Source organism: Streptomyces sp. NPDC090088 (genome assembly GCF_044747345.1).
In the GTDB taxonomy this organism is placed as follows: Bacteria; Actinomycetota; Actinomycetes; order Streptomycetales; family Streptomycetaceae; genus Streptomyces.
Genome location: NZ_JBIVDZ010000013.1, coordinates 35,233 through 59,973 on the forward strand (window position 1 = coordinate 35,233; position 24,741 = coordinate 59,973).

The window sequence follows — 24,741 nt, forward strand, 5'->3', positions numbered from 1 at the left end:
CAGAAGCGAACAGTCACCGAGCGGATTCGAAGCGATGTAACGATTCACCGTGCGGGGCCGGTCAATGACGGTGTGTACTGTGCTGCGAGCGCCACATGGGAGGGCCCTGGGCTCCCCCCTGCCCACTGCTGCCCTACTCCCCTGGAAACCGATTCCATGATCGAATTACCGGAACTGGTGGCCGGTGGTCTCGCCGCCGGAACGCTCTCCGCGCTCGTCCTCGGCGGCGGCCTGCTGCGGTCGCGGCGCCAGAAGGCGCTGCTGCGGGCCGAGGTGGCGGAGTTACGGACCCGACTGGACGGTTCCGAGGGCGCGTTCGTCTCCGAGATCGAGCATCTCGCCGCCCGCCGGATGCCCGCGGCCGCGGCCCAGCTCGCCCATCCGCACCTCAAGGTGCCGGGTCCGGTGCGGCCGAACACGCCCGGGACTCCGACCGGGATCGCGATGGAGTACGTGCTGACCGCGCTGCGCGAGGAGCTGACCGCGCAGCGGGTGCGGATCGACGCGGCCGCGCAGGCCGGCCTGAGGGGCGCCACCCGGGAGATCCAGGCCGCCCTGTACCGGCTGCAGGACGCGTTGCGGGGACTCCAGCAGCGCTACGACGAGCCGGAGTTGGCGCAGACCCTGTTCGCGCTCGACCACGAGAACGAGCAGTCGCTGCGGCGGGCGCAGGTCGCGGCGGTGGTGTGCGGGGCCTGGGTGGGGCTGGCCCGCGAGGAGTCCCATGTGGTGGACGCGGTGACCGGTGGCCAGGCCCGGCTCGCGGGCTACCACCGGGTCAAGGTCCACAACCATCTGGAGCCGGGCACCGCCCTGGTGTCCCACGCGGTGGAGCCGGTCGCCATCATCGTCGCCGAACTCCTCGACAACGCGCTCAGGCACTCGGCGCCGGACACCGATGTCGTGGTCAACCTGGAGCACGTCCACCACGGGGTGTGCGTCACCGTCGACGACGCGGGCCTCGGCATGACCCAGGACGAACGGGCCCGCGCGCAGCGGCTGGTGGCGGGCAGCGACCCGATCCTGCTGACCGACCTCGGCGACCCGCCGCGCATGGGGCTGGCCGCGATCGGCCAGCTCACCCGCCAGTTCGACCTGGGCGTCGACGTCTCCTCGCCCTCGCCCTACGGCGGGGTGCGCGCGGTGCTGCGGGTGGACACCCACCTGCTCGGCCGGATCGACCCGGAGGAACGGCCGCCGTCGGTCAGCGCACCCCGTTCGACCCGGGAGCGCCCGGAGCGTGCGGCCCGCCGGGAACCGGTGCGCGAGCCGGCCGTGCCGACGACGACGCCGGCCGAGCCCGCGGCGCCGGCCGCACCCCTCGTACCGGCGCCCGCGCCCCTCGTACCCGCGCCCGCACCTGTCGTACCGGCGCCCGAGCCCGTCGCGTCCGCCCACGAGGCCGAGCACGAACGCGCTGTCGGCCACCAGGAGCCGGGTGACCTGGGCGGTCTGCCGAGGCGACGGCGGCGTAGCCGTACCCCGGCCGCCGGCGCACCCCAGCAGCAGCCCGCCGCGCGACGGCCCGAGGAGGCGGCCGCCGCGCTCGCGGCGCTCCAGTACGGCACCGCGGCGGCGCGGACCCCCAAGCGGGCGAGCGCGCCCGAATCCCAGCGGACCGAAGACGAAGGAGGAGCGACCGGATGACCAGCCGCGACGCGGGCGAGACGGCATGGGTGCTGGAGCCCGTCCTGCAGGTACCGCATGTACTGGCCGCCGTCCTGCTCACCCGGGACGGCCTCGCGACCGGTTACACGGACGCCCTCTCCCGGGCGACCGCCGAGCGGGTGGCCGCGATCACCAGCACCGTGCAGGGCGCCTGCCGGGCCGCGGCCGCCGCGTTCGCGGACCGGGACCGGGCCGAGGTGCGGCAGGTGGTCATCGAGTCGGACCACGGGTACGTGCTGATCGTGCCGACCGACCACGGCACCTGTGTGGCGGCCTACGGCGACCCGGAGGTGCGCCTGGACCTGCTGGCGCACCGGGTGCACTCGCAGGTGGCCCGGCTGGGCGAGAAGGCGATGGCGGCATCGCCCAGAGGCTCCGACGGCGGCGCGCCGGCATGACCGGCCGCCGTGGCGGCCGTCCCCTGGTCCCCGCGTATCTGTCGACCGGCGGGCTGGCCCGGCCCAGCCGTCCGTATCTGGAACGGCTGACGGTGCTCAGCCGCGACGGCACCCCGCTGCCCGCCGGTCTGCCCGCCGCCGAACTGGCCCTGCTGGAGCTGCTGTCCGGCGGCGCGCTGACGGTGGTGGAGGCGGCGGCGCTGCTGCGGCTGCCGGTCTCCGCCGTCCGGGTGCTGGCCGCCGACCTCGTGGACCGGGACCTGGTCCGGGCCCGCGCGCCGATCCCGCCCGCCGAACGGTTCGACCCCGACCTGCTGAAGAGAGTGGCCGATGGCCTCCGCGCCCTCAAGCACCGGTGAGCTGCCCCGCGCGGGCGGCTCCCATCTCCCCGAATCCGCCCGGGACCTGGTGAAGATCCTGGTCACGGGAGCGTTCGGGGTGGGCAAGACGACCCTGATCGACTCGGTGTCGGAGATCCGCCCGCTGCACACCGAGGAGCACCTCACCGAGGCCTCCGTCCATGTCGACGACCTCGACGGGGTACGGGAGAAGGAGACGACGACCGTCGCGATCGACTTCGGGCGGATCAGCCTGGCCGGCGGGATCGTGCTGTACCTGTTCGGGACGCCGGGGCAGGACCGGTTCCGGACGCTGTGGGACGACATCTCCTACGGCGCGCTCGGCGCCCTGGTCCTGGTCGACAGCCGCCGGATCGACGCCTCGTTCGACGTGCTGGGCCTGGTGGAGGAGTCGGGGCTGCCGTACGCGGTCGCCTTCAACACGTTCCCCGACTCGCCGGACCACTACACCGGCGAGCAGCTGCGGGCCGCCCTGGACCTGGAGCCGGGCACCCCGCTGGTGACCTGCGACGCCCGGGACGCGCACTCCTCGGTCGACGCGCTGCTCGCCCTCGTACAGCATCTGATCGACGACCGGCCGACGGAGGCCACATGACCGCGCAGCAGTCCTTCACCGTGTCCGGTCCGGTACGGCTGTGGGAGGACGGCTTCGCCCGGAACCCGCACGGCTACTACGCGGCGCTGCGCGCCCAGGGCCCGGTCGGCTGGGCGGAGCTGGCGCCGGGCACGCCCGCGTACGTGGTGACCGAACGGCGGGCCGCCCTCGATGTACTGCGGGACGTGCGGACCTTCTCGCACGACCCGCGGGACTGGGAGGCGACCGTCCCGGAGGACTCCCCGCTGCTCGGCATGATGCGCTGGCGGCCCAACGCCCTGTTCTCCGACTCCGACGCGCACCTGCGCTACCGGGCCGCGCTCATCGACGTGTTCGACCTGATCGAGCCGCACGATCTGCGCTCGCTGGTGCACCGCGCGGTGCGGCTGCTGGTGGACCGGTTCGCGCCCCGGGGCGAGGCGGATCTCGTCGTCGATTTCGCCCGCCCGCTGATGGCGCTGGTGTTCAACAACCTGTTCGGGCTGCCGGACAGCCAGGGCGACCGGCTGAACGCGGGCGTCCACAAGATGATGGAGGGCGGCGCGCAGGCCGCCGAGGGCGAGGCGGAGTTCGCCGACTACGTGCTGCGGCTGATCGCCGCCAAGGTCGAGGAGCGCGGCGAGGACCTGCCGAGCATGCTCCTGGACCACCCCGCCCGGCTCACCCCGGAGGAGGTCACCTGGCAGGTGTTCCTCACTCTCGGCGCGGGCTACGAGCCGACCACGAACCTGGTGTCCAACGCGCTCTCCCGGATCCTCGGCAACCCGCTCTACTACTCCACGCTCACCAGCGGGGCCCGCCCGGTCATGGACGCGGTGGTGGAGGTCCTGCACCACGAGACCCCGCTGTCCAACTACGGCATCTACTACGCCCGCAGACCCCTCTCCTTCCACGGGGCGTGGGTGCGGCCCGCGATCCCGGTGGTCGTCTCCTTCGGTGCCATGGGGCTGTTCGCCGAGCGGGAGATCACCGACGGGCGGCGGACCGGGGACGCCTCGCACCTGTCCTGGGGGGCGGGACCGCACGCCTGCCCGGTCCGGCACCACGCGCTGCTCATCGCGACCGAGGCGATCGAACGGCTCACCCTGTGGCTGCCCGACCTCGACCCCGTCCTGCCCCGCGAACGGCTCAGCTGGCGGCCCGGCCCATTCCACCGCTCGCTGACGTCGCTTCCCGTCCGGTTCAGCCCCCGCTCCCCCGATCAGCCTGGAGAGACGTCGTGACCGTCACCGACCGCATCGCTCTCGACCCGTTCGGCTCCGACATCCCGGCCGAGAGCGCACGGTTGCGCGCCCTCGGCCCCGTCGTGCCCGTCGAGCTGCCCGGCGGCATCCCCGCCTGGGCGCCCACCGGCTACGACGTCCTCAAGGAACTCATCCTCGATCCCGAGGTCAGCAAGGACCCGCGCCGGCACTGGCGGCTGTGGCCGGAGATCGGCGAGCACCCCTCCTGGGGCTGGATCCTGGGCTGGGTCGGCGTGATCAACATGCTGTCCACCTACGGCCCGGACCACACCCGGCTGCGCAGGCTGGTGGCGCCGAGCTTCACCCACCGCCGTACCGAGGCGATGCTGCCGCGGGTCGCGGCGATCACCGCGGAGCTGCTGGACGGCGTCGCGGCGGCCGGCGCCGACGGCGCGGTGGTGGACCTGCGGGCCGAGCTGGCGCATCCGCTGCCGATGCGGATGATCTGCGAACTCTTCGGTGTCCCGGACGAGTTGCGGGACGCCACCGGTGAGCTGATCGCGGCCATCATGGACACCTCCGACCCGAGCCCGGAGCACGCCGCGTTCGTGCAGGAGCGGATCGGCACGGTCCTCGGCGCGCTCATCGCGCACAAGACCGAGCACCCCGGCGACGACATGACCACCGAGCTCATCCGGGTCCGCGACGAGGACGGCGACCGACTCGGCGACGAGGAGCTGCTCTACACCCTGCTGCTGGTCATCGGCGCCGGCTTCGAGACCACGGTCAACCTGATCGGCAACGCGGTGGTGGCGCTGCTGACGCATCCGGTGCAGCTGGCGGCGGTGCGCTCCGGGACGGTCGGCTGGGACGCGGTGATCGACGAGACGCTGCGGGTGCACCCGTCGATCGCCTCGCTGCCGCTGCGGTTCGCGGTGAGCGACCTGAAGGTCGGGGGCGTCACCATCCCGGCCGGGGACGCGATCATCACGACGTACGCGGCGGCGGGCGTGGATCCGGAGCGCTACGGCCCCGACGCGGCCGTGTTCGACGCGGCGCGCGGCGCCGACGACCATCTCTCGTTCGGGATCGGGGTGCACCGCTGCATCGGCGCGCCGCTGGCCCGGGCGGAGGCGCTGGCCGCGCTGCCCGCGCTGTTCGACCGCTTCCCGGGGCTGCGGCTGGCGGTCGGGGAGCGGGAACTGCGCCAGGTGCCCTCGTTCATCGCGTTCGGCTGGCAGGAGATCCCGGTACGGCTCGGCGGGTGAGGCGCTGACCGCGGGGGCGTCGACCGGTCCCCCGTTCCGGTCGTGCCCCCGCGTACCGTGAACCTACGTGCGGATCCGGCCGTTGGGTATCGCGCCGATGCCCGTTCGGGCACGCCGAGGGCTCACCGGTGCACAGGTGAGTCCGGTTGACCCGGATTCGCCCGGTGCAGAACGGGTGCGGTGAGGTCGCCGAGGACGAGATGGGCGAGGACGACCTCGTACAGATCGGTGCCGGCCGCCAGCAGCTGGCGTTCCAGGACGGGTTCGGCGCCCCGGACGTGTTCGCGGACGGTCTGGGCGTGCATGCCCAGGTCCTGGGCGGCGCGTTCGGCGTTGCCGCCCGCCGCGATCCAGGCGCGCAGGGTACCGCGCAGGTCCCGGCCGTCCTGGGTCAGGCGGTCCAGGAGGTCCTGCGCCCAGGCGTGCAGCGCGGGCGAGGCCAGCAGGTCGGCCAGCAGGACGCCGGAGGCCCGGGGCGCCGCCCGGACGAGGTCCTCCGTGCGGGCCGCCTGGGTGTTGAGGGCCAGATGGGCGGCGGCCCGCACGGTGAGGTCGGAGAAGTCGGCACCGAGCAGCGCCTCGACGCGGTCCATGCGGGCGCGCACGGTGTTGCGGCTGACACCGAGGACCTTGGCCGCGTTGACGGCGGTGGCCTCCAGTCCGAGGCGGGTGGTGGCGAGGAGTTCGGCACGGGTGTGGTGGGGCAGGACGTCGAGCGGTCCCAGCACGGCGGTGGACCAGGCGTGCAGCGCGGCGGGGTCCATCAGCCGTTCCGGGTGGGTGCGTTCGGCGTAGACGGCGGACTGGTCGGGGCGGAAGTGGGCGACGGCGAGGGCGCTGACGGCCTGGCCGTAGGCGGTGGCGGTACGGCCGAGGCTCTGCCGGACGCTGCCGCCGAGGAAGATGCCGGGGCGGCCGTCGACGAGCGTGCGCAGCCACTCCCCCGCCGTGGGCGAGGGACTGACGACGATCACGTGGCTGTCGATCGCGGGGCAGCGGACGACCAGGGCCTGGCCGCGGGTGATGTCGAGGCAGTCCTCGGCCAGTCCGTCGCGTTCGGCCGGGTGCGTCTCGACGACGTACACACTGGCGCTGTCGGTGTCCAGGAGGCCGGGCCACAGGCCGGCGGCGACCCGGCGGGCGGCGACCGTGTCCTCCACCATCAGCAGTTGCAGGATGGCGAGGCGCAGGTCGGCGGTGGCCCGCCGGAGCCGGCGGCCGGCCGTCGTCCGTTCGCGTTCCCCGAGGAGGAGTTCGACCACCCCGGCGGCGTGGGTGACGATCTCGGCGGCGCGCCGGTCGAAGGGGGTGGTGCGGGCCACGGCGAGCAGTCCGGCGGCCGTCGAACGCGGGTCGGGGCCGCGGACGGCCACCAGGCGCAGGTGCCGGTCGCCGTCCTGGACGGCGGCGGAGGAGATCCGCCCGGCGACCACGTCGGCCACGAGCCCCTCGTCGAGGGGGATCCGCTCCCCGGCCAGCAGCGTGCCGTCGGCGGCCTGGAGGCAGACGGTCGCCGGCACGGCCCCGGCGAGCCAGTCCACGACCCGGCGCGGATCGCGGGCGCCGGGGCGCAGATGGTCGAGCAGCTGCGCGGCCCAGCCGTCGCCGTCGGGGTGTCGGGGGTGCGGGCCCCCGCCGGCTCGGCCTGCCATCTCGCCCTGCTCCTCGTCCATCGCGTTGACCTCGGCCTATGGACGTTACCCGATGAAGTCGCCCCGGTCGCGGCCGCCGCCCGCCGCGCGCCGGGTACGACTCCGCCGGCGGCCCACGGGGGACGGGTCGCCGGCGGAGAGGGCCACGCCCGGGGCGGGGGGAGGCCCCGGGTGGCTCGATGGTCGGGTGCCCGGTAACCGGCGGGGTATGCACACGGATTTCGGGCCGCCGGGGAGTGACGTCGGCTGCGGGTTGGTGGGGGTCGTTCGCGCAGTTCCCCGCGCCCCTTTCAGGGGCGTCCACTCGGCGCCCCTTCAGGGGCGCGGGGAACTGCGCGACAAGCCCCCACCGGCCCGCAGCCGACGTCTCCGGCCGGCCCCCGGTGCGTGGCGCGGGGGCCGCGCGGGCCGCTTCCCGCTCGTACGGCATAAGCTCGGCGAATGGCGAAGTACTTCGACGTTCACCCCGACAACCCCCAGCCCCGCAGCGTCTCGCAGATCGCCGACGCGGTGCGCTCGGGCTCGCTCATCGCATACCCGACCGACTCGTGCTACGCGCTCGGCTGCCAGCTGGGCAGCCGGGACGGCATCGACCGGATCCGCTCGATCCGGCATCTGGACGACCGGCACCACTTCACGCTGATGTGCCGTGACTTCGCCCAGCTCGGCCAGTTCGTGCGGGTGGACAACGACGTGTTCCGGGCGGTGAAGGCGTCGACCCCCGGCAGCTACACCTTCATCCTCCCGGCGACCCGGGAGGTCCCGCGCAAGCTGCTGCACCCGAAGAAGAAGACCGTCGGTGTGCGCATCCCCGACCATGTGGTCACCCAGGCGCTGCTCGCGGAGCTGGGCGAGCCGCTGCTGTCCAGCACCCTGCTGCTGCCGGACGAGGAGGAGCCGCTGACCCAGGGCTGGGAGATCAAGGACCGGCTCGACCACCAGGTGGACGCGGTGGTCGACTCCGGGGAGTGCGGCACCGAGCCGACGACGGTCATCGACTTCTCCGGCGGGGAGGCGGAGATCGTGCGCCGGGGCGCGGGAGACACCGCGCGCTTCGAGTGACCGCTTCCGCCCCCGGAGCGGTTCTCCCGCCTCCGCGTGCCACGATGATCAGGACATGCCGCGCCGGGTGTCCCGCACTCCGACGCCGACTCCGCAGAGAGGCACTTGCGCCATGACCGCCGTACAGGGAACCGATGTGGACATCACCACCGCGGACGGTGTCGCCGACGCCTACCTGGTCCACCCCGCCGACGGGCTCCCGCACCCGGGAGTGCTGTTCTACCAGGACGCCTTCGGCATCCGCCCGCACCTGAAGGCGATGGCGGACCGGCTGGCCGGCGAGGGCTACACCGTGCTGGTCCCGAACGTCTTCTACCGCCACGGCCGCACCCCGGTCGGGGAGCTGCCGGAGTTCATCGACCCCTCCGCGGACCCGACGATCTGGCAGCGGATCATGCCGGTGATGATGTCGCTGACCCCGGAGCTGAGCGACCGGGACTCGGCCGCCTACCTGGACTGGCTGGCCGCGAGCCCGCTGGTGGCCGACGGGCCCGTCGCGATCACCGGTTACTGCATGGGCGCCCGGCTCGCGATGCGGACCGCGGCCGCGTTCCCGGACCGGGTCGCGGCGGCGGGCGGCTTCCACGGCGGCCGGATGGTCATCGACGGCGCGGACAGCCCGCACCTGCTGGCCGACCGGGTCACCGCCGAGCTGTACTTCGGCTTCGCCGACCAGGACCAGTCGATGACCGAGGAGCAGATCCACACCTTCCAGGAGGCGCTCGACGCAGCCGGGGTCCGCAACACCGTCGAGATCTACCGGGGCGCGGAGCACGGCTACACCCAGGCCGACACCCCGTCGTACTCCGCCGAGGCCGCCGAGCGGCACTGGGACGCGCTGCTCGGCCTGCTGAAGCGCACGTTCTGACCCGACCGCGTCCGCGTCACGGGGCCTCCGCCGACCGGCGGGGGCCCCGATCTCGTCCCGCACATTGACATGCACCCGCCCCACCGGCACGCTGAGAGCGCTCTCAGAATTGGTCCGGACCAATGTCCGCGCCAACCCCGACCCCACACGGAGGTGGAGAGTGCGCACAGGACTCGCACGCCGGACGCTGCCCCTGGCGGCCACGGCGGCGCTGCTCGGCGGGGCGCTCACCCTGGGCACCCCGCACTCGGCCGACGCGGCGGTACCGGACACGATCCCGCTGAAGATCACCAACAACTCCGGCCGCGGCGACCAGGTGTACGTCTACGACCTCGGCACCCAGCTCTCCTCCGGGAAGCAGGGCTACGCCGACGCCAACGGCACCTTCCACGCCTGGCCGGCCGGCGGCAACCCGCCGACCCCGGCGCCGGACGCCTCGATCACCGGCCCGGCGGCGGGCCAGTCGAAGACGATCCGCATCCCGAAGTTCTCCGGCCGGATCTACTTCTCCTACGGCCAGAAGCTCGACTTCAGGCTGACCACCGGCGGCCTGGTGCAGCCCGCGGTGCAGAACCCGACCGACCCCAACCGCGACATCCTCTTCAACTGGTCCGAATACACGCTCAACGACTCGGGCCTGTGGATCAACAGCACCCAGGTGGACATGTTCTCGGTGCCGTACGCGGTCGGGGTGCAGCGCGCCGACGGCAGCACGGCAAGCACCGGGCACCTCAAGTCGGGCGGCTACAACGGGTTCTTCAGCGCCCTGCGCGGACAGTCCGGCGGCTGGGCGAACCTGATCCAGACCAGGTCCGACGGCACGGTGCTGCGCGCGCTCTCCCCGCTGTACGGCGTGGAGACCGGGGCGCTCCCGTCCACCGTCATGGACGACTACGTCAACCGGGTCTGGGCGAAGTACGCGTCGTCGACCCTGACCGTCACCCCGTTCGCGGACCAGCCGAACACCAAGTACTACGGCCGGGTCTCGGGCAACGTCATGAACTTCACCAACTCCTCCGGTGCGGTGGTGACGAGCTTCCAGAAACCGGACGCCGGCAGCGTCTTCGGCTGCCACAACCTGCTCGACGCGCCCAACGACCAGGTCCGCGGCCCGATCTCCCGCACGCTGTGCGCGGGGTTCAACCGCTCGACCCTGCTGACGAGCGCGAACCAGCCGGACACCAACCCTGCGGACTTCTACCTCGACTCGGTCACCAACCACTACGCGCGGAAGATCCACGCGCAGATGGCGGACGGCAAGGCGTACGCCTTCGCCTTCGACGACGTCGGCAACCAGGAGTCCCTGGTCAACGACGGCAGTCCGCAGCAGGCGTACCTGACCCTGGACCCACTGAGCTGACACGGCCGAGCGGCCCGTGACCGGAATCCGGTCACGGGCCGCTCAACTGCCCTGTGTGTCAGCCGGTCGTGACGGCGGTGTCGTCGACGACGAAGCTGGTCTGCAGCGAGGAGTCCTCGACACCGCTGAACTTCAGGGTGACGGTGGAGCCCGCGTAGGACCCGAGGCTGAAGGACTTCTGCACGTAGCCGGAGGCCGCGTTGAGGTTGGAGTACGTGGCCAGGGTGGTCGAACCGGCGGTGACCGTCAGCTTGTCGTACTGGGTGCTGGTGGTGGTCTCGCTGGTGTCGATGTGCAGGTAGAAGGTGAACGTGGTGTTGGTGCAGCCGCTCGGGATCGTCACCGACTGGGACAGCGTGTCGGTGTGGGTCGATCCGTAGCCGTCGAGCCAGGCGTAGTAGGAACCGCCGTGCGCCGACTCACTGCTGGAGTTGGTGATCACTCCGCTGGTCGCCGTCCAGGTGGTGTTGCCCGACTCGAAGCCGTTGTTGCCCAGCAGCTGCGAGGAGGTGCAGGTGCCGCCGCCTCCGCTGGAACTGACGGTCCAGGTGAAGGAGGCCGTGCCGGTGGCGCCGGTGGAGTCGGTCACCGTGACGGTCGTGCTGTAGGTGCCCGCCGTCGTGGGTGTGCCGGTGATGGCGCCGGTCGAGCTGCTGATCGACAGGCCGGTGGGCAGGCCGGTCGCCGCGTAGGTCAGCGAGCCGCTGTTGGTGCTGCTCGCCGAGACCTGCAGGCTCACCGCGGTGCCCACGGTCGAGGACTGGCTGCCCGGGTTGGTCACCGTGACACCCGAGGTGGGCACGGTGATGTGGCTGCCCACGTTGATGCCGGCGAACGCGTTGCCGACCCCGGCGTACTGGGTGGAGCTGGAGCCGTACAGCGCGGAGGCCGCGTTGAGGGCCGCGGTGCGGGCGGCGGCGTAGTTGGTGCTGGACGTCATGTACGTCGTCAGCGCCTTGTACCAGATCTGCAGGGCCGCGGCCCGGCCGATGCCCGCCACGGCGACGCCGTCGGAGGTGGGGCTGTTGTAGGTGACGCCGTTGATGGTCTTGCTGCCGCTGCCCTCGGACAGCAGGTAGAACATGTGGTTCGCGGGGCCCGACGAGTAGTGCACGTCGAGGTTGCCGACGCCGGAGTACCAGCTGTCGGCCGACGAACCGTCCTTGTCCGGCTCGTCCATGTACCGCAGCGGCGTGCCGTCGCCGTTGATGTCGATCTTCTCGCCGATGAGGTAGTCACCGACGTCGGTCGAGTTGGCCGCGTAGAACTCCACGCCCGTGCCGAAGATGTCGGAGGTCGCCTCGTTCAGCCCGCCCGACTCACCGGTGTAGTTGAGACCGGCCGTGTTCGAGGTGACACCGTGGCTCATCTCGTGGCCGGCCACGTCCAGCGAGGTCAGCGCGTGGGTGCCGCCGGAGCCGTCGCCGTAGGTCATGCAGAAGCAGTCGTCGTCCCAGAAGGCGTTGACGTAGCTGCTGCTGTAGTGGACCCGGGAGTAGGCCGCGACACCGTCGTTCTTGATGCCGCTGCGGCCGAAGGTGTTCTTGTAGAAGTCCCACGTCATCTGGGCGCCGTAGGCGGCGTCGGCGCCGGCGGTCTGGGTGTTGGAGCCGGAGCCGGTGCCCCAGACGTCGTCGGAGTCGGTCATCAGGGTGCCGGTGCCCGACGTGGCGTTGTTGAGGTTGTACGTCTTGTGGCCGCCGCGCGTGGTGTCGTACAGCTGGTACGTCGACCCCGACAGCGTCGTGTTGAGGGTCACCGTGCCGCTGTACTGGGTGTTGCCGGTGCCGGTCTGGACGGCCTGGTAGCGGTACAGCTCCTTGCCGGTGGTGGCGTCCGTGACGACGTGCAGCTTGCTGGGCGTGCCGTCGTCCTGGAAGCCGCCGATCACGGTCTCCCAGGCCAGCTTCGGAGTGCCGTTGCCGGCCCAGATCACCTTGCGGGCGCTGTCGGCGGCGGGCTTCCGCGCGTCGAGGGCCTTGGCGGTCTTCAGCGCCTTGGTCTCGGCGGCGGACTTGGCGACGGTCGCGGTGGTGGAGGCGACCTTGATGGTGTGCTTGTTGTTGAAGGTGGTGCTGACCGTGCCGGCCGCGAGGGAGGCGGGCGGGGTGTGCACGATCAGGTCGCCGCCGAGGACGGGCAGTCCGGCGTACGTCCGCTCGTAACGGGTGTGCAGGGTGCCGTCGTTGTCCTTCACGACGTCCTTGACGACCAGCTTCTCCTTGGCACCCAGGCCGATCGTGCGGGCCGTCGTGCCGGTCTTCTGCTGGGCGCTCTTGATCAGCGCGGTGTGCTGCGCGGGACTGAGCTTGGCCTCCAGGCCGCCCGTACGCACGGGGCTGGGGTGGGGGGCGGCGGGCTGGGCGTTCGCCGGGACCGACTGGATGCCGACGGCGAGGAAGGCCGCGGTGGAGACCAGGGCGGCCCCTACCGTCGCGCGTCTGTGGGGAAGACGTCTCACTCGTACTCCTCCTGCTGCGGCCGCCGGGTCGCGGCCGGTGACAGACCGGGCAGACGGGTGTGCTGTCCGGGACGAGCTGAGCTGTGCGGGAACCGGGATCAGGGATCGTGGAACGGGCAACGCGGTGCGCGATCCGGGATCCGTGGACACGCCGTGGAGAGATGGAGAAAGCGTGTGCTGAGCGAGGATTCCAGTTTTGACCCGCACATGTCAGCCACGTCGAGGTCAATCGAGGGTTTTCCCTATGCACCGTGGGGCTGCCGGGACGGGCCGCGACCCGGGTGGCGGCTCAGCGGGTCGGCGTACGCACCATGAACACGTCCACCGCGCCCTCGGTCTCGACCATGAATCCGTGCCGCTCGTACAGCCGCCGGGCCGCACTGCCCCGCAGGACGTTCAGCCGGACGACGACACCCTCACGATCACACCGCTCCAGCAGCTCACGCAGCACGGCCGAACCCACGCCCGCGCCCTGAACCGCCGGTGCCAGATAGAAGTGTTCCAGCCAGTGGGCGTCCCCGGCCGGGCGCAGCGCCACACAGCCCGCGAAGCCGCCGCCCACCTCGATCACCCAGGTGTACGCCGCGTCGAACCCGTCCCGCAGCCGCTGCCGGACCCTCCGGGGGTCGTACCGCCCCAGCCGCTCCAGATCGGCCCGCAACACGACGGCCCGCAGCTCGGCCACCGCCTCGACATCCGCCACCGACGCCGGCCGCATCTCCCAGTCCCCCACGAACGCCAGACTATCCCGGGGCCGGTGGGTCCACTGGAGCCGGTGGGACCGTTCGGCGAGTGAGGCGGGGCGGGTCCGGCGAGTGAGGCGGGGCTGATCCGGCGGGTGAGGCGGGGCGGATCCGGCAGGTGCGGCGGGGCCGGTCCAGCAGGTGCGGCGGGGCCGGTCCAGCTCGCAACAGGCGCACGGTGGCGGCAAGTTCGGGGCCGACCGACGAGCACGCCGACGAGACGCCGGAGAGGTGGGGCACCCCGCACCGCCCCGGACACCGCGCACCCCGCACCCGCGCCCCTCCTCCCCACCCCCCACCTCCCCGGAGAACATCACGCGATCTCCCGGCCAGCCCTGCCGAGCCACCCCACCTCGCCCCATTTATCCTGATTCGCGTCCGAGGTCTGCCTTCGTGCCCGATCCGGACATCGGCAGCTCCCACCCCCACGGAAAGGGCTCACCCATGCGGGTCTTCATCGTCGGCACAGGCAACATGGCGGGCGGTATCGCCACCCGGGCCCTGGCGGGCGGGCACGCGGTCCGGCTGGTCGGTACCGATCCGGCGAAGGCCACCGCGCTGGCCGACGCCCTGGTCGAGCGGGTGGCCGGGGCCGATGTGGCCCCGGCCGTGCCGGACGCGGTCGGGGCGGCGGACGTGGTGGTGCTGGCGGTGCCGTTCGACGCGGCGAAGCAGGTCGTGGCCGAGTACGGGGACCAGCTCGCCGGGAAGACGGTCGTCGACATCACCAACCCGGTGGACTTCGCCACCTTGGACTCGCTGACGGTGCCCGCGGACAGTTCCGGCGCGCAGCAGATCGCGGAGGCCGCCGCGCCGGGCACCCGGGTGGTGAAGGCCTTCAACACCACGTTCGCGGGCCCGCTGGTCGCGGGTGAGGTCGGCGGGCTGCCGCTGGACGTGTTCATCGCCGGGGACGACGCGGCGGCCCGCGACCAGGTGGCCGAGCTGGCCGCGTCCGGCGGCCTCAACCCGGTGATCGTGGGCGGACTGCGCCACGCCCGCGAGCTGGAGGGCATCCAGCTGCTGCACATGGCCCTGCAGTCGCGGCCCGAGGGGCACGGCTGGATGAGCGCGCTCAAGATCGTCGCCCCCTGAACCTCCCCCTGGTGCCCGAGAGACGGCTGAAGTCCTGGTGAACCCTGCGGCGCACGCCCCCGGTGCGTAGTACTTTCCTCACAACAGCCGTGACTCTGGGGGGAGTTGCATATGCACGGCACGATCAACGGGTTCCACTACGGCGCCGTGACTCCGGTGGCCGCGTATCTGATGGCCTGTCTGGGCGGCGCACTGGGGCTGCGCTGCATCGTCCGGTCGCTGTACCACAACGGGCAGTCGTGGAAGCCCGGCTGGCTCGCGCTGGGGGCGGCGGCCATCGGCTGCGGCATCTGGACCATGCACTTCATCGCGATGATCGGCTTCCACGTCCAGGAGACCACGATCCGCTACGACGTGGCCCTCACCCTGCTCAGTCTGGCGGTGGCGATCCTGGTGGTCGGCATCGGCGTCTTCGCGGTCGGCTACCGGGGCGCGACCTCCGGGACGCTCTGGACGGCGGGCGTCATCACGGGTCTGGGTGTAGCGGCCATGCACTACCTGGGCATGGCGGCGCTCCGCCTTGACGGAACGATTCACTACGCCCCGGTGACGGTCGCCCTCTCGGTGGTGATCGCGATCGCGGCGGCCACGGCCGCGCTCTGGGCGGCCGTCTCGATCAGGGGATTCACGGCGAGCCTGGGCGCCAGCCTGGTGATGGGTCTGGCGGTCTCCGGCATGCACTACACGGCCATGGCGGCCGTGAGCGTCGAGGTGCACCCGGCCTCCGCCACCTCCTGGTCGAGCGCGTCACCGACCTCGCTGCTGCTGCCCATGCTGCTGGGCCCGATCGTGTTCCTGCTGCTGGCCGGGGTGGTGGTGATGTTCGATCCGCTGCTGGTGCTGGGCGAAGGCGACTGGAGCGGACGGCGGCCGGCCGGCCGGGAGGGGGCGTCGGCACCGGTCCGCGCGACGCGGTCACGGCCGCCGGGTCCGCGCGGCGGGCGCACCCCTCGCAACCGCGGCGGCCGCCCGGCACCGGGCGCCACGGACCGCAATGGCACCCCGGCGCGCCCCGCCACGGCCGGCCCGGACCGGTACGGCACACCGGGCCGCCCGGCGCCGGGCGGAGTCGGCCCGTACGGCACGCCACACGGCACGCCGGGCGGGAGCGGTCGGCCCGGTACGCAGGCCCGGCCCGCGCCCGGTGGTCCGCAGGACCCGTACGGCGCCCCCGCGAACCCCTATGAGTGGTGACGGGGGACGCACACAACCCCCTCGCCCCACCCGCCCGTTGGGCATTGCTACGGTTCCCGCGTGTCTGACTCCTCACGCAAGACCGCGGCGGGCGCCGGCTGGGGCGAGGCCGAGCGCGGTGCCTATCGCCGGCTGATGCCGGACCATGTCGAGAAGATCTTCTGGTTCAACCCCAGGACCATGTGGGCCGCCCGCAACGGCGTGCTGGCCTCCTGGTTCGGGGACCCGACCGGCCGTACCCGCAGCCGCTGGGTGGCGCGGCGGGCGGCCGCCGGCGCGCCCGCCGACAAGGTGATCCGGCGTCATGAGGCGGACCGGTTCTCGTTCATGGTGATCGGCGACACCGGCGAGGGCGACGACTCCCAGTACGCGGTCGTGCCGGGGTTCCTGAAGGCGGGTCAGGACACCGACTTCGCGGTGATCGCGAGCGACGTGATCTATCCGGTCGGGACCACCGACGACTACGGCACCAAGTTCTTCCGGCCGTACCAGGACTATCCGGCGCCGATATACGCGATACCCGGCAACCACGACTGGTACGAGGATCTCGGCGCGTTCATGCGCGTCTTCTGCGACGACACCCCGCCGCTCCCGCCCGAGCCGAAGCCCCGCCCGCTCACCCGGGCCTGGTGGCGTGCCCTGCTCTGGCACCGGCCGCGCCCGGCGGACGAGCAACTCCTCGTGGAGGCACGGAAGTTGCGGCCGGGCCCGGAGCAGACGGCCGTCCAGCCGGGTCCCTACTGGGCGATCGACGCCGGCCCGGTGCGGATCGTCGGCATCGACACCGGCCTGCTCGGCACGATCGACGCGGAACAGGGCGCCTGGCTGCGCGAGGTGTCCCGGGGGCCGCGTCCCAAGATCCTGGTCACCGGCTCCCCGCTGTACGTGGACGGCGAGCACCACCCCTGCCCGATCGAGGGCGGCGGCACGGTCGACGACCTCGTCCGCGACCCGGACCACCACTACGTGGCGGCGATCGGCGGTGACATCCACAACTACCAGCGCTACCCCGTCGACGTCGACGGCCGCACCATCCAGTACGTGGTCGCGGGCGGCGGCGGTGCCTTCATGCACGCCACCCACACCATCCCTCCCGTGTCGATCGCGAACGTCACCGAGGACGACTTCCGCTGCTACCCGCTGCGCGGCGACTCCCTCGCCTTCTACAGCCGCCTGTACGCCCGCAAGCTGCGGCTCCGCCGCTTCCTCACGCTCACCGAGGCCGAGGCGACGGCCGTGATCGCCGAGCGCCTGGGCATCACGCCCGGCCGCGCTCCCGCCCCGGACACCCGGGTCACCCGGCGCACCCGGCTGGTCGCGACCCTGCTCGGCGCCGGCAGCCGCCCGGACCGCGGCCCGCGCTTCCGGCTGCCGGTGAAGAAGATCTACACCCAGCTGTTCTCCCCCGGCTCGGCCACCTACAGCCCGCCCTTCTTCAAGTGCTTCCTGCGCCTCGACGTCAGCCCCGAGGCGGTACGGCTGCGCTGTTTCGCCGCCACCGGGAACCGCCCGCAGGAGCTGGATCCGCCGGTCGAGGACGAGATCACCATCCCCCTGACCTGACCCGGAACCGATCACACTCCCGCAATGTTCGGATGCCACAATCGGGGCAGAACTGACGTACGACCGCTGGAGGACCCGTGCCGTCCACCCCCCGCCCGCTGCGCAGACTGGGCTTCCTCACCATCGGCCTGTTCGACGGGGCGGACCCGGGCAAGGGCCACGAGTCCACGCTGGAGATCATCGAGCTGGGCGAGCGGCTGGGCTTCGACAGCGCGTGGGTGCGCCACCGGCACCTCCAGTACGGCATCTCGTCGCCGGTCGCCGTACTGGCGGCGGCCTCGCAGCGCACCAGCCGGATCGAACTGGGCACGGCGGTGATCCCGCTGGGCTGGGAGAACCCGCTGCGGCTCGCCGAGGACCTGGCGACCGTCGACCTGCTGTCCGGCGGGCGTCTCAACCCCGGCGTGAGCGTGGGCCCGCCCATGCACTACACGCAGGTCAAGGAGGCCCTCTACCCGGACACCGCCGACAGCGAGGACTTCGGCTACGAGCGGGTGCGGCGGCTGCTGGACTTCGTGCGCGGCAAGCCGGCCACCGACTTCAGCGGGGTCGAGGGCTTCGAGGTGTTCTCGGACGTGGTCCAGCCGCACTCCCCCGGCCTGGGGCGGCGGCTCTGGTACGGCGGCGGCAGCCTGGGCTCGGCGCGCTGGGCGGGCGAGCACGGGATGAACTTCCTGACCAGCAGCGTCGTCAAGGCCGAGGGCCCGGAGGGGCCGTACGACTTCGCGGAGATCCAGCGGGCGCAGATCCGCGAGTTCCGCGCGCACCACCCCGACGGCGAGGCGGCCCGGGTCTCGCAGGGTCTGGTCGTCATCCCCACCGACTCCGCCACGCCCGAGCAGCGTGCCCGGTACGAGGCGTACGCGGCCAAGCGGCTGCCCCGCACCACGGCCCCGCAGGGTCCGGCGCGGCTGCTGTTCGCGCCGGACATCGTGGGCACCTCGGCGGAGATCGCCGAGCGGCTGCACGCGCACGCCGGGTTCCGCGAGGTCGACGAGGTGGCCTTCGCGCTGCCCTTCGACTTCGAGCACGACGACTACGTACAGATCCTCACGGACATGGCGGCCCACCTCGGCCCGGCGCTGGGCCGGCTCCCCGGCTCCGCCGCCTGAGTCACCAGCGGCGCGCCTCCGTGCCGGTGACCGGCTCCGACGGCTTGCCGTCGACGCCCACCGGCACCTCGCCGTGCAGCATCACCCGGTGCATGACCCGGGGGAGGCCGAGGTGCGCGTTGTCACTCGGGGCCAGATGGATGGTGGCCCGGTTGTCCCAGAAGGCGACACTGCCGGGCTCCCAGCGGAAGCGGACCGTGTACTCGGGCCGTACGGCCTGTTCCAGGAGCATCTCCAGCAGGGCGGCGCTCTCCGGGCGGGAGACGTCGGCGATCTGCTCGACGTAGTAGCCGTTGACGTACAGCACCCGCTCGCCGCTCTGGGGGTGGACGCGCACGAGCGGGTGTACCGAGGCGACCTGGTGGTCCAGGAGGTGGCGCAGATAGGTGTCATCGCCGGGGCGGGGCTGGTAGCCGACGCCGAGCCGGTGCTCGGCGCGCAGTCCGTCGACGAAGGCGCGCACGGGTGCGGAGAGTCCGGCGTAGGCGGCGGCGAGGTTGGCCCAGGTGGTGTCGCCGCCGTAGGGCGGGACGGTCTCGGCGCGCAGGATCGTCGCGGCGGGCGGGTCGATCCGGGCGCCGTGGTCGCAGTGCCAGCCGCGCAGCAGGGTGTGCCGGCGGCGCCGCAGCCATTCCTCGTGCTCCATCCCGAACCGGCCGCCCAGCTCCAGCCGGTCGGCGGTGGTCTCCACCTCGGGGAAGCCGGCGGGTGAGGCGCTGCCGCGCCGGCCGAGCACGACCGGCTCGCCGAAGCGGCGGGCGAAGGCCACATGACCGGCGTGGTCCAGCCGCTGCCCCCGGAAGAAGACGACCTTCCAGCGCAGCACGGCCTCCCGGATCAGCGCGACCACGGCGTCGTCGAGGTCCTCGGTGAGGTCGACCCCGGTGATCTCGGCGCCGATGTACCCGGCGACGGGCTTCACCTCGGCCGCCCCGGTCCCCGTGCTGCGTTCCGTCGTCATGCGCGCTCCGATGGTCGTCGGTGTCGGTTCCCCAAGATCGTGACAGCCGGGGGCGCGCAAAAAAAGACGTGTCGCATCGCGTCGGCCACGTGATGATCGCAGGGCACGACAGTGGATCCGTCCCCGAGGAGCGACTCATGATCGACAGCGCCGACTTCATCGCCGAGGCCTATGAACTCGGTCCGGGTCCCTGGACCTTGACGCCCGTCGCCCGTGGCGCGCTGGGGCAGATCTGGCGGCTCACGGGCCCGGACGGATCCGCCCGGGCGGCGAAGCAGCTGCTCTTCGACTGCGACGAGGGGGACGTGGCGCGGGAGGCCGCCTTACGGCTCGCGGGCGAGGGCCTGGGCATCGCCGCTCCGCGCCTGTTCGCCAACCGGCACGGCGCCCACCTCACGCGGGTCCCGGCCGCCGGCGGGACGACCCATGTGAAGCTGTACGACTGGATCGAGGGCACCCGGGCGGACGTCGCCGACCCGGCGGTGCTTGACTGGTTCGGCCGGACCATGGGCCTGCTCCACCGCGCGGGCGCGGGCGCGACGGAGGCACCGCACAAGTGGTACGAGCGGTGCCCCCGCGAGAGCGACTGGAAGGACCTGCACGGGAGGGTGACCGAGGCCGGGCTGCCCTGGGCGGACGCGCTGGGCCGGTTCATCGGCACCGAGGCGGTGGAGCTGGCCCGCTGGGTGAGCCCGTCCGACGCGGCCGACCGGGTGATCTCCCACCTGGATCTGCAACCCCAGAACGTCCTGGTCGGCACGGCCGGCCCGGTTTTGCTCGACTGGGACAACGCCGGACCCACGTCCGCGGAACGGGAGCTGGCGCGGGCCCTGTTCGTCTGGTCGGGCGGCAACCACGGGGACCCGGCGGCCGCCCGGCGCCTGGTCCACGCCTACCGGCGGGCGGGCGGCCCCGCCACCGTCCGGGGCCCGGAGTCGTTCTCCATGCTCTTCGCGACCGCGCTGAACTACATCCAGGTCCAGGCCGAGGCCGCCGTGGACCCCGAACTGACGCCTGAGCAGCGCGAGTTCGGGAGCGGCGAGGTCGTGGCCCGGCTGGCCGACGTGCCGGACCTCGCGGCCGTGTCCCGGCTGGTCGCGGCCGTCACACGGTGAACTCCCGTACGGCGGTGTTCCGGAACACCGCCGTACCGCCGATGGTGAACAGTGCCAGCCGGTCGTCGACGAGATACGGGAACACCTCGGCGGAGTGCGTGTAGCGGCCGTCGCCGACGAACATCTCCACGGAGGTGCGGTCGACGAGGATGCGCAGCTTCACCGAGCCCGTGGACAGGTCGAACGGGGTGTGGCTCTCCTGCCGGTCGCCGCTGGTGTCGGGATTCACGGTGTTGCGCCGGTTGAGGAAGGCGTAGTCGCCGTAGACCCCGGCGTCGATGTGCCGGGCGCCGTCCGGCGAGCGCCGCAACTGCACCCCGGCTCCGGTGAGTCGGGACCAGGTGATCTCGGTGGTCAGTTCGTACGAGGTGCCCGTGTAGTCGAGGAGGAGGGTGCCGTCGACGGTCAGGTCGCCGAGGTCGACCGTGCGGGAGACGTACGAGTCGAGCGCGGCGACCGGCTGGGAGGCGAGGTGGTAGCCGCCGTCGGAGGCGTGCTTCAGGGTGACTTCGCGGACGATGGAGTCGGTGCCGTTGAAGCCGTCGCAGTCGATGGTGGGGGTGGTGTTCGGGTAGGCCCAGTCGTTGAGCCAGCCCAGCGCGTAGCGCGCGGAGTCGTCGAGGATGCCGGTCGCGTCCCGCTTCTCGAAGGTGACGGCCGCGTACCAGTCCCAGCCGTGGTCGAGCCACTGCGGGTCGGCGGAGTCGGCGGTGAAGGCGCTCCCGTCGAACGAACCGGTCCAGTACGCGTACGTGTTGGGCAGCCCGGAGCCGGTGCCGTCCGCGCTCACCCCCAGCACCCACTTGACGGTGCCGTCGTCCGCGGTGATCCGGAACAGGTCGGGGCACTCCAGTGTGCCGATGCCGTCCTTGATGAAACCGCCCACGTAGGTCCAGGACTTGAGGTCCGCCGAGTGGTAGAAGCCGACCTTGTTCCGCTCGGCGAGGGCCATCACCCAGCGGTCGCCGGCCTCGTCCCGGATCACCTTGGGGTCGCGGAAGTCGGCGACGCCCGGGTTGGGCAGCACCGGATCGGTGCCGTGGTTGGTGAAGGTCCGGCCGCCGTCCGTGGAGTAGTACAGGAACTGCTCCTGGTGGTCGGTGCCGCCACCGGGTGACATGGTGACGATCACGACGACCGCGTCCGCCCCGAAGCCCGCGGTGTCGCCGGTGTCGACGACGGCGCAGCCCGACCAGACGTCGCCGTTGACGGTGGTGTCCTTCGGCACCGCGATCCCGCGATCGGTGAAGGAGACCAGGTCGGTGCTGGTGGCGAGGCGCCAGGCGGTGCCCACGACGCCGTCGAGGTAGTCGGCGTTGTAGAGGTAGTAGTAGTGGTACTCGCCGTCGACCCAGACCGGGCGCTGGGGGTCGTTCTTCCACTGGTCGGGGACGGTGAAGTGGTAGTCGGCCCGGTAACTCGCGCAGGTACGCACGGCTTTGGGCTCGGGCCTGGCGGCGGCCGGTGTGGTGGACAGCAGTGCGGCACTCGCCCCCGCCGCCGAACCGGCGAACAGCGCCCTTCTGGACAGCCCTGGCATCAGGCATCGTTCCTCTCGTGTCAACCGGCCGTCTCCGCGGCTCAGAACGACGGTCGGCTGAATCCAGGACTGTAGACCTAACTCGTTAAAGGTCAAGCGTTCACGGCCCTTGACAGGGATGTGACGCGCTTCTCATCATCTGGGGCGTCGAACCTTTCCTAAAACGAGTTAGGCACCTTGGATGACCGACTCGCACTTCTCCCGCCGCGCCCTGCTGCGGTACGGCGCCTACGGCGCGGGGGCCGCCGCGCTGGCCGGCACCGCCGCGAGCTGGGACCGGCTCACCGGGGCCGACATACCCGGCCGGGACGACGGTTCACTCGTCGTCGCCACCCTCGGTTCCGCCTTCGACCCGGCCGCCGTGCACGCGCTGAGCACCGGCTTCCGCAAGCTCCACCCCGACGTCCCGCTGCGGGTGAACGCCGTGCAGGCCGTGGACTGGTCGGACTTCTTCGCGAAGATCCTCACCCAGATCGCGGCGGGCACCGCGCCCGACCTGGTCTATGTCGCCACCGAGGGCGTGCAGTTGTTCGCCGAACGGCTCGGCGTGCCGCTGGACCGCTGGGTGCGGCGGGACGCGGCCGAGCTGCGCGAGTACTTCGCCGACGTCCACCCCTCGCTGGTGGAGTCGATGATGTACGAGGGGAGCCTGTACCAGCTGCCGGTCGAGTTCAACGCGGCCGACATGTACCTCAACGAGCAGGTGCTGAAGCGGGCCGGCGCCGGCTTCCCGCCCGCCGACTGGACCCGCGACGACTTCACCGCGCTGCTGCGCGAGATGAAGCGGTCGAGCGACTCCCACTTCACCCCGTACTTCTGGACCAACCGGCTGTGGGGCGGGGTGGTGCCGTGGCTGTTCAACAACGGCACCAATCTGCTCGCCGAGTCCAGGGCGCCGGGCGGGAGCTGGCTGTGGGACGCCTTCTACCCGGCGGCCGACCGCCTGGGCCGGGGCGGCGGCTTCCGCTGGACCACCCCGCAGGCCACCTCCGCCCGGGTCGAGGAGGTCTACGACTATCTCGCCTCGCTCATCCAGGAGGACCTGTGCACCCGGCCTGAGGGCGGCAACGGCAGCAACCTGGTCGGGGTCTTCTCCACCGGCCGGGTCGGGGTGACCCCGGCGGGCGGCTTCTGGGCGGGCGGTCTGCGTCTGGCCGGGATGAAGGCGGACGCCTACGACGTCCAGTACTTCCCCCGCTGGCGCACCCAGCGCATGCAGTTCGGCGCGGCGGGCTACGCGCTGCTGCGGACCTCGAAGAAGCAGGACGCGGCCTGGGAGTTCATCAAGTACGCGGCGCGCAAGGACGTGATGACCGAGCTGTTCGCGGCCAACCAGACGACCCCGGCCCGGCGTTCGATGCTCACCACCGGCCGCTACCGGGAGACCGGTCCGGCGCACTGGAGGGTCTTCTACGACACCCTCGACAAGTTCCCCGACACCGGCCCGATCCCGGCGCCGCCGCAGGTCGCCGAGGTGACCGACGTGCTGCTCAAGTACACCGGGACGGCGCTGGCGAGTCCGCGCTCGGTGGCGCCGGCGCTGCGCCGGATGCAGGGCGATCTGGAGCAGGCCATGGAGCGTGAGCTATGACGAACACCCAGATCACCGCCGGACGGGCCCGGTCCGTGTCCGCTCCGCCCGCGGTGTCCGTGCGACCGCCGGGCCGGGAGCGGGGCACCCGGTTGCTGGCGGCGCTGTTCCTGACGCCCACGATCGTCGGGATCGTCGTCTTCACGGTCGTCCCGATCATCGGGTCGATCGTGCTGAGCTTCTTCGACTGGAACGTGATCGATCCGCCGCGCTTCGCCGGTGGCGCCAACTACCGGGAGATCGTGGGAGATTCGACCGTCCTCGTCTCGTTCCGGAACACGCTCGTCTTCATGGTGCTCGCGGTCGCCCTGCAACTGGTGATCGCGCTGTCGCTGGCGCTCACGCTGAACGGCCGGATGCCCGGCTGGCTGCGCTCGGTCTTCCGGTCGGCGTTCTTCTTCCCGCTGGTGCTGTCCGCCGCGTCGATCTCGGTGGTGATGAAGTACCTCTTCAACCAGGACTTCGGCGTCGTCAACTGGCTGATCGGGTTGTTCGGCATCGCGCCGGTGCCCTGGCTGACGTCGGAGCACGGGGCGATGGCCACGGTGGTCATCGTCTATGTGTGGCAGCAGTTCGGCTTCTCGTTCCTGCTGTTCGTCGGGGGTCTGAACAACATCCCGAAGGAGATCCACGAGGCCGCCGCCCTCGACGGCGCGACCGGCCTGCGCAAGCACCTCGCGATCACGCTCCCGCTGCTGTCGCCGACCCTGCTGGTCGCCTCGGTGGTCGGCATCATCAACGCGCTCCAGGTCTTCGAGCAGCCGTACGTCCTGACCGACGGCGGCCCCGGCGACTCCACCCGCACCGTCGTCATGGTGATCTACGAGCGGGCCTTCGAGCAGCTCCGCTTCGGCGAGGCCTCCGCGGTGGGCGTCCTCCTGTTCGTGCTGATCATGGCGGTGACCGCCGTCCAGTTCCGGCTCAGCCGGCGCTTCGTCCACTACCAGTGAGC

Annotated in this window: 20 protein-coding genes and 1 pseudogene; 16 read left to right on the plus strand and 5 right to left on the minus strand. The window is 72.0% G+C overall.

Features of this window, described 5'->3' with window-relative positions:
• The first annotated feature begins 156 nt into the window (after positions 1–156).
• Genes ACIPSJ_RS46530 through ACIPSJ_RS46555 form a run of 6 tightly spaced genes read left to right on the plus strand, consistent with a single transcriptional unit; the run spans position 157 to position 5,472 of the window.
• Positions 157–1,647, plus strand: a complete 1,491-nt coding sequence (locus tag ACIPSJ_RS46530) for an ATP-binding protein (protein ID WP_401355547.1) — start codon at positions 157–159, stop codon at positions 1,645–1,647.
• A complete protein-coding gene (locus ACIPSJ_RS46535) occupies positions 1,644–2,066 on the plus strand; it encodes a roadblock/LC7 domain-containing protein (RefSeq protein WP_355722127.1) in 423 nt (140 codons plus the stop codon). The genes ACIPSJ_RS46530 and ACIPSJ_RS46535 overlap by 4 nt, the downstream gene beginning before the upstream one ends.
• Positions 2,063–2,425 carry a DUF742 domain-containing protein gene (locus ACIPSJ_RS46540; RefSeq protein WP_359214750.1) on the plus strand — a complete coding sequence of 121 codons (363 nt, stop codon included), beginning with the start codon at positions 2,063–2,065 and terminating at the stop codon, positions 2,423–2,425. The genes ACIPSJ_RS46535 and ACIPSJ_RS46540 overlap by 4 nt, the downstream gene beginning before the upstream one ends.
• Entirely contained in the window at positions 2,397–3,020 is a 624-nt protein-coding gene (locus tag ACIPSJ_RS46545) for a GTP-binding protein (RefSeq protein ID WP_401355551.1), read from the plus strand. The genes ACIPSJ_RS46540 and ACIPSJ_RS46545 overlap by 29 nt, the downstream gene beginning before the upstream one ends.
• Entirely contained in the window at positions 3,017–4,243 is a 1,227-nt protein-coding gene (locus tag ACIPSJ_RS46550; RefSeq protein WP_359214757.1) for a cytochrome P450, read from the plus strand. Before ACIPSJ_RS46545 ends, ACIPSJ_RS46550 begins: the two co-directional genes overlap by 4 nt.
• Positions 4,240–5,472 (plus strand): cytochrome P450, encoded by a 1,233-nt coding sequence (locus ACIPSJ_RS46555; RefSeq protein ID WP_359214760.1) that lies wholly within the window; start codon positions 4,240–4,242, stop codon positions 5,470–5,472. Before ACIPSJ_RS46550 ends, ACIPSJ_RS46555 begins: the two co-directional genes overlap by 4 nt.
• Positions 5,473–5,594: 122 nt before the next feature.
• Here the strand turns inward: ACIPSJ_RS46555 and ACIPSJ_RS46560 are convergent, their stop codons facing one another.
• Positions 5,595–7,124: a helix-turn-helix domain-containing protein gene (locus ACIPSJ_RS46560; protein WP_401355553.1), complete on the minus strand. Its 1,530-nt coding sequence runs from the start codon at positions 7,122–7,124 to the stop codon at positions 5,595–5,597.
• 441 nt (positions 7,125–7,565) lie between these two features.
• Between ACIPSJ_RS46560 and ACIPSJ_RS46565 the strand changes: the two genes are divergently transcribed.
• From ACIPSJ_RS46565 to ACIPSJ_RS46575, 3 genes are all read left to right on the plus strand, one after another.
• On the plus strand, positions 7,566–8,186 hold the full coding sequence (locus tag ACIPSJ_RS46565) for an L-threonylcarbamoyladenylate synthase (RefSeq protein ID WP_355729751.1): 621 nt from the start codon (positions 7,566–7,568) through the stop codon (positions 8,184–8,186).
• A gap of 112 nt (positions 8,187–8,298) precedes the next feature.
• Entirely contained in the window at positions 8,299–9,054 is a 756-nt protein-coding gene (locus tag ACIPSJ_RS46570; RefSeq protein ID WP_401355556.1) for a dienelactone hydrolase family protein, read from the plus strand.
• Between the two features lie 193 nt (positions 9,055–9,247).
• A complete protein-coding gene (locus ACIPSJ_RS46575; RefSeq protein WP_401356023.1) occupies positions 9,248–10,414 on the plus strand; it encodes a glycoside hydrolase family 64 protein in 1,167 nt (388 codons plus the stop codon).
• Positions 10,415–10,472: 58 nt separating this feature from the next.
• On the opposite strand, the gene ACIPSJ_RS46580 is transcribed toward ACIPSJ_RS46575, so the two are convergent.
• Positions 10,473–12,875, minus strand: coding sequence for a M4 family metallopeptidase (locus ACIPSJ_RS46580; protein ID WP_401355558.1), 2,403 nt, complete (start codon positions 12,873–12,875; stop codon positions 10,473–10,475).
• 289 nt (positions 12,876–13,164) lie between these two features.
• Entirely contained in the window at positions 13,165–13,608 is a 444-nt protein-coding gene (locus tag ACIPSJ_RS46585) for a GNAT family N-acetyltransferase (RefSeq protein WP_401355561.1), read from the minus strand.
• A 403-nt stretch (positions 13,609–14,011) separates the two neighbouring features.
• On the opposite strand from ACIPSJ_RS46585, the gene ACIPSJ_RS46590 reads away from it, so the two are divergent.
• From ACIPSJ_RS46590 to ACIPSJ_RS46605, 4 genes and pseudogenes are all read left to right on the plus strand, one after another.
• Entirely contained in the window at positions 14,012–14,713 is a 702-nt protein-coding gene (locus tag ACIPSJ_RS46590) for an NADPH-dependent F420 reductase (protein ID WP_401355564.1), read from the plus strand.
• Positions 14,714–14,824: 111 nt separating this feature from the next.
• Positions 14,825–15,682: pseudogene (locus ACIPSJ_RS46595) on the plus strand (MHYT domain-containing protein); the annotation flags it as partial.
• A gap of 285 nt (positions 15,683–15,967) precedes the next feature.
• Positions 15,968–17,470 (plus strand): metallophosphoesterase family protein, encoded by a 1,503-nt coding sequence (locus ACIPSJ_RS46600; RefSeq protein ID WP_401355567.1) that lies wholly within the window; start codon positions 15,968–15,970, stop codon positions 17,468–17,470.
• A gap of 77 nt (positions 17,471–17,547) precedes the next feature.
• Positions 17,548–18,582: an LLM class flavin-dependent oxidoreductase gene (locus ACIPSJ_RS46605; protein ID WP_401355570.1), complete on the plus strand. Its 1,035-nt coding sequence runs from the start codon at positions 17,548–17,550 to the stop codon at positions 18,580–18,582.
• A 1-nt stretch (position 18,583) separates the two neighbouring features.
• Here the strand turns inward: ACIPSJ_RS46605 and ACIPSJ_RS46610 are convergent, their stop codons facing one another.
• Positions 18,584–19,543: a TauD/TfdA dioxygenase family protein gene (locus ACIPSJ_RS46610; RefSeq protein WP_401355573.1), complete on the minus strand. Its 960-nt coding sequence runs from the start codon at positions 19,541–19,543 to the stop codon at positions 18,584–18,586.
• A 137-nt stretch (positions 19,544–19,680) separates the two neighbouring features.
• Here ACIPSJ_RS46610 and ACIPSJ_RS46615 point away from each other — a divergent pair, with 137 nt between their 5' ends.
• Positions 19,681–20,658 carry a phosphotransferase enzyme family protein gene (locus tag ACIPSJ_RS46615; RefSeq protein WP_401355575.1) on the plus strand — a complete coding sequence of 326 codons (978 nt, stop codon included), beginning with the start codon at positions 19,681–19,683 and terminating at the stop codon, positions 20,656–20,658.
• Here ACIPSJ_RS46615 and ACIPSJ_RS46620 read toward each other — a convergent pair.
• Positions 20,648–22,198: a glycoside hydrolase family 32 protein gene (locus tag ACIPSJ_RS46620; protein WP_401355577.1), complete on the minus strand. Its 1,551-nt coding sequence runs from the start codon at positions 22,196–22,198 to the stop codon at positions 20,648–20,650. The genes ACIPSJ_RS46615 and ACIPSJ_RS46620 overlap by 11 nt on opposite strands.
• 181 nt (positions 22,199–22,379) lie before the next feature.
• On the opposite strand from ACIPSJ_RS46620, the gene ACIPSJ_RS46625 reads away from it, so the two are divergent.
• Complete coding sequence (locus ACIPSJ_RS46625) at positions 22,380–23,789, plus strand: extracellular solute-binding protein (RefSeq protein ID WP_401355579.1); 1,410 nt, start codon at positions 22,380–22,382, stop codon at positions 23,787–23,789.
• Positions 23,786–24,739 (plus strand): carbohydrate ABC transporter permease, encoded by a 954-nt coding sequence (locus ACIPSJ_RS46630; protein WP_401355582.1) that lies wholly within the window; start codon positions 23,786–23,788, stop codon positions 24,737–24,739. Before ACIPSJ_RS46625 ends, ACIPSJ_RS46630 begins: the two co-directional genes overlap by 4 nt.
• The last annotated feature ends 2 nt before the right edge of the window (positions 24,740–24,741 follow it).